Raw genomic sequence first — 4585 nt, forward strand, 5'->3', positions numbered from 1 at the left:
TGGCGGCGCAGCGTGCTGGCGGCGCTGGCCAGCCGCCTGCTCGGCCAGGCCGCGGGGCTGCGCAAGCACGAGGAACTGATGCTGGCCGGGCTGTTGCAGGACATGGGCGCACTGGCCCTGCTGCACGTCTGCCACGACCAGTACGCCGCCCTGCTGCACGAGGCGGCTGGCGATCCGCAACGGCTGAGCGCGCTGGAGCGCGAGCACCTGGGCGCCGACCGCGCCGAGGTCGGCGCCTGGCTGGCGCAGAAATGGAAGCTGCCCGCGTACCTGCAGCGCAGTATCGGCGGCGGCGGCACTGCCGGCGCCGCGACCGAGCCCTTCGACATCTGCGTGCGCCTGTCCGGCGCCGTCGCCGACATCTGGCTCAGCGACGATCCCGAAGCCGCGCGCACCCACGCCATGCAGTGCGCCTATCGCGACCTGCAACTGGACAGCCGCCGTTTCGACGAGGTGGTGGGCCACATCGCCGAGGCGCTGCCGGCGGTCAGCCCGATCTTCGACGTGCGCATCGCGCAGCCGGAACGGGTCGACGCGATCATCAGCCATGCCCGCGAGCTGATGGTGCTGCGCAACCTGCGCGAAGTGCAGGAAGCCAACCGCGTGCGCCAGCGCGCCGACGAGTACGAGCAGCATGCGCGGCGCCTGGCCGAACAGGCCAGCCGCGACGCCCTCACCGGCGTGTTCAACCGGCATCAGCTGGACACCCTGCTCAAGCAGCAGTTCGAACTGGCCAATCGCCACGACTGGCCGCTGTCGGTGGCCTTCATCGACCTGGACGATTTCAAGAAGATCAACGACGCGCACGGGCACCTGGTCGGCGACCAGGTCCTGCGCGCATTCGCGCAGACCCTGCAGCCGATGCTGCGCGCCAGCGACACCGTGGCGCGCTTCGGCGGCGAGGAATTCCTGGTGCTGTTGCCCAACACCGGCGAAGAGGCCGCGCTGGGCGTGATGCGGCGCATCCTCGCCGAGATCGCGCAGCGGCCGATGGCCGACACCAAGCAGGGGCCGCTGCACATCAGTTTCTCCGCGGGCGTGGCCACCCAGGGCGGCCGCGAGCGCTTCAACAGCGCGCAGGAACTGCTGCAGGCGGCCGACGACATGCTGTACAGCGCCAAGCACGGCGGTCGCAATCGCGTCACCGCGCGTTCGTCCGGCGAGGCGCAACGCTGAAGCATCGCCGGCGGCACAGACGTACTGGCGCGCATCGGCTAAAATCGTGTGGTTTGCCCGTCATCCCCCAACGAGGTCGCCATGTCCCAGCTCGCCTATCGCCGTATCCTGTTGAAACTGTCCGGCGAAGCGCTGATGGGAGACGGGGACTACGGCATCGACCCGAAGATCATCAATCGCCTCGCCCATGAGGTGATCGAGGCGCAGCAGGCCGGCGCGGAAGTGGCGCTGGTGATCGGCGGCGGCAACATCTTCCGCGGCGCCGGTCTGGCCGCCAACGGCATGGACCGGGTCACCGGCGACCACATGGGCATGCTCGCCACCGTCATCAACGCGCTGGCGATGCAGGACGCGCTGGAAAAGCTCGGCGCCAAGGTGCGCGTGATGAGCGCGATCAAGATCAACGACGTGTGCGAGGACTTCATCCGCCGCCGTGCGATCCGCCACCTGGAAAAGGGCCGCATCGCGATCTTCGCCGCGGGCACCGGCAACCCCTTCTTCACCACCGACTCCGGCGCCGCGCTGCGCGCGATCGAGATCGGTGCCGACCTGCTGCTGAAAGCGACCAAGGTCGACGGCGTGTACGACAAGGACCCGAAGAAGCACGCCGACGCCGTGCGCTTCGACAGCCTGACCTACGACGAGGTCATCGCCCGCAACCTGGAAGTGATGGACACCGCCGCCTTCGCCCTGGCCCGCGACAGCGACTTGCCCTTGCGCATCTTCAACATGGGCCAGCCCGGCGAACTGCTGAAGATCCTGCGCGGCGCCGAGATCGGCACGTTGGTGAAGGGAAGGGGCTGACGCCCCGGGAATAGGGAATCGGGAGCGGGGAATCGCAGAGCGTTGCGCACTGCAGCATTGGCGCTGGCCACGATTCCCCGCCACATTGGCGTTCAGTTGGGCGCGCCGGAATCCGCCCTTGCCATTCCCCATTCCCGATTCCCCACTCCCGGCAGGCTATAATCGTCCGATTCAGATTCAGCACGGACACCGGCGATGCTCAACGAAATCAAGCAAGACGCACAGACCCGCATGGCCAAGAGCATCGACGCGCTGCGTCATGCGCTCATCAAGGTGCGCACCGGCCGCGCGTCGACCGCCTTGGTCGAGCACCTGAAGGTCAACTACTACGGCTCGGACATGCCGCTGAGCCAGGTCGCCAGCGTGGCCGTCGCCGACGCCCGCTCGCTGACCATCACCCCGTGGGAAAAGCAGATGGTCGGCGCGGTCGAGAAGGCGATCCTGGCCTCGGACCTGGGCCTGACCCCGAACACCGCCGGCACCACCATCCGCCTCAACCTGCCCGCGCTCACCGAGGAGCGCCGCCGCGAGCTGTCCAAGGTCGTGCACGGCGAAGGCGAGGACACCAAGGTCGCGATCCGCAACATCCGTCGCGACGCCAACCAGCAGGTCAAGGATCTGCTGAAGGACAAGAAGGTCACCGAGGACGAGGCCCGCGCCAGCGAGGACGACATCCAGAAGCTGACCGACAAGGCGATCAAGGACGTGGACGACGTGGTCAAGGGCAAGGAACAGGAACTGATGGCGGTCTGAGCCTGCGCCTGCCGGCCATGCCTTCCGACCCCATCCCCATGTCCCTGCCCCGCCACCTGGCCATCATCATGGATGGCAACGGCCGCTGGGCGCAGCGCCGCCGCCGGCCGCGCGTGATCGGCCACCGCGCCGGCGCCCGCGCGGTCAACCGCACCATCGACTTCTGCCTGGAGCGCGGCATCGGCGCGCTGACCCTGTTCGCCTTTTCCAGCGAGAACTGGGGGCGTCCGCAGGAGGAAGTGGACGCGCTGATGAAGCTGTTCCTGCACGCGCTCGACCGCGAGGTCGAGGAACTGCAGCGGCGCGGCGTGCGCGTGCGCTTCATCGGCGACCGCGCGCGCTTCGCGCCGTCGCTGTGCGAACGCATGGCCCAGGCCGAGGCGCGCACCCGCGACAACCAGGCGCTGCACCTGTCGATCGCCGCCAGCTACGGCGGCCGCCAGGACATCGCCCTGGCCGCGCGCGCGCTGGCCGAGGACGTCGCCGCCGGACGCCTGCGCCCGGAGCAGATCGACGAGGACGCGCTGTCGGCGCGCATGGCGCTGGCCGACCTGCCGCCGCCGGACCTGTTCATCCGCACCGGCGGCGACCTGCGCATCAGCAACTTCCTGCTGTGGCAGCTGGCCTATACCGAACTGTGGTTCACCGAGACCCTCTGGCCCGAGTTCGGCCCCGAGGTGCTGCAACAAGCCCTGGACGACTACGCCCGCCGCGAGCGGCGTTTCGGCCTCACCAGCGCGCAGGTCGCCGAAGCGGCGACGGAGAACGTTTCCGCATGACCCGTACCCGCGTCATCGCCGCGCTGATCATGGCCCCGCTGGCCATCTGCGCCATCCTGCTGCTGCCGACCCAGTGGCTGGTCGCACTGGCCGCCTTGATCTTCCTGATCGGCCTGTGGGAATGGCTGAAGCTGGCCGAGGTCGACGACACCCTGCCGCGCACCATCCTGCTGATGCTCAACCTGCTGCTGATGGTGCTGCTGGTGTGGGCCTCGGCCGGCTCGCTGGTGCTGTTCCAGCTGACCACCCTGATCGGCGCCGGCTGGTGGTGCGTGGCCTTGCTGTGGCTGGGCTTCTACCGCTTCGGCTCCGACCACGCCACCTACGCGCGGGTGTTCAAGCTCGCCGCCGGCACCCTGGCGATCGTGCCGGCCTGGGCCGCGCTGGGCCTGATCCACGCCAGCGAGCCGAACGGCCACCGCTGGCTGCTGACCGCCCTGGCCACGGTGTGGGCCGCCGATTCCGGCGCCTATTTCGCCGGCCGCCAGTTCGGCAAGCACAAGCTCGCGCCGCGGATCAGCCCCAACAAGACCGTGGAAGGCCTGGTCGGCGGCCTGCTGGCCGGCCTGATCGTGGCCGCCGGTTTCGGCTGGCTGGCCGGGGTGACCCTGCCGCACCTGCCCGGGCTGCTGATCGTGGCCGCGGTCAGCGTGCTGGCCTCGGTGGTCGGCGACCTGTTCGAGAGCCTGCTCAAGCGCCATGTCGGCGCCAAGGACTCGGGCAACGTGATTCCCGGTCACGGCGGCGTGCTGGACCGGATCGACGGCGTGCTGGCGGCGCTGCCGATCTTCGCGCTGGGCAAGGACATCTTCGGGTTCTGAGCCAGTGAACACGCAACGCAGCAAGACCCCAGCGGTCCGCACCATCGCCGTGCTCGGCGCCACCGGCTCGATCGGCGCCTCGGCGCTGGACGTGATCGCGCGCCATCCGCAGCGCCTGCGCGCCGGCGTGCTGGCCGCCGGGCGCAACGTCGACGCGCTGCTGGCGCTGTGCGCCACGCACCGTCCCGCGCATGCGGTGATCGCCGATCCGGCGCTGTACCCGGCGCTGCGCGACGGCCTGCGCGCGGCCGG

At 69.6% G+C, this 4585-nt stretch carries 5 protein-coding genes and 1 pseudogene; all 6 read left to right on the plus strand.

Annotated features, from left to right (window positions below; genetic code table 11):
* The coding region (locus D183_RS0109825; protein WP_017908841.1) for a GGDEF domain-containing protein at nucleotides 1–1176 on the plus strand (1176 nt) is incomplete at its 5' end.
* A gap of 81 nt (nucleotides 1177–1257) precedes the next feature.
* Complete coding sequence (gene pyrH / locus D183_RS0109830; protein WP_010344040.1) at nucleotides 1258–1980, plus strand: UMP kinase; 723 nt, start codon at nucleotides 1258–1260, stop codon at nucleotides 1978–1980.
* A gap of 195 nt (nucleotides 1981–2175) precedes the next feature.
* Nucleotides 2176–2733 (plus strand): ribosome recycling factor, encoded by a 558-nt coding sequence (gene frr / locus D183_RS0109835; RefSeq protein WP_010344041.1) that lies wholly within the window; start codon nucleotides 2176–2178, stop codon nucleotides 2731–2733.
* A gap of 38 nt (nucleotides 2734–2771) precedes the next feature.
* Complete coding sequence (gene uppS / locus D183_RS0109840; RefSeq protein ID WP_017908842.1) at nucleotides 2772–3512, plus strand: polyprenyl diphosphate synthase; 741 nt, start codon at nucleotides 2772–2774, stop codon at nucleotides 3510–3512.
* Nucleotides 3509–4333, plus strand: coding sequence for a phosphatidate cytidylyltransferase (locus tag D183_RS0109845; protein ID WP_017908843.1), 825 nt, complete (start codon nucleotides 3509–3511; stop codon nucleotides 4331–4333). The genes uppS and D183_RS0109845 overlap by 4 nt, the downstream gene beginning before the upstream one ends.
* Nucleotides 4334–4382: 49 nt before the next feature.
* Nucleotides 4383–4585: pseudogene (locus D183_RS0109850) on the plus strand (1-deoxy-D-xylulose-5-phosphate reductoisomerase); the annotation flags it as partial.

The organism is Xanthomonas sp. SHU 199 (genome assembly GCF_000364665.1).
GTDB lineage: Bacteria > Pseudomonadota > Gammaproteobacteria > Xanthomonadales > Xanthomonadaceae > Xanthomonas_A > Xanthomonas_A sontii.

What these genes read in the sequence shown, in the direction of transcription:
- pyrH (WP_010344040.1), top strand. Translation starts at nt 1,258, where the DNA reads ATGTCCCAGCTCGCCTATCGCCGTATCCTGTTGAAACTGTCCGGCGAA.
- frr (WP_010344041.1), top strand. Translation starts at nt 2,176, where the DNA reads ATGCTCAACGAAATCAAGCAAGACGCACAGACCCGCATGGCCAAGAGC.
- uppS (WP_017908842.1), top strand. Translation starts at nt 2,772, where the DNA reads ATGTCCCTGCCCCGCCACCTGGCCATCATCATGGATGGCAACGGCCGC.
- D183_RS0109845 (WP_017908843.1), top strand. Translation starts at nt 3,509, where the DNA reads ATGACCCGTACCCGCGTCATCGCCGCGCTGATCATGGCCCCGCTGGCC.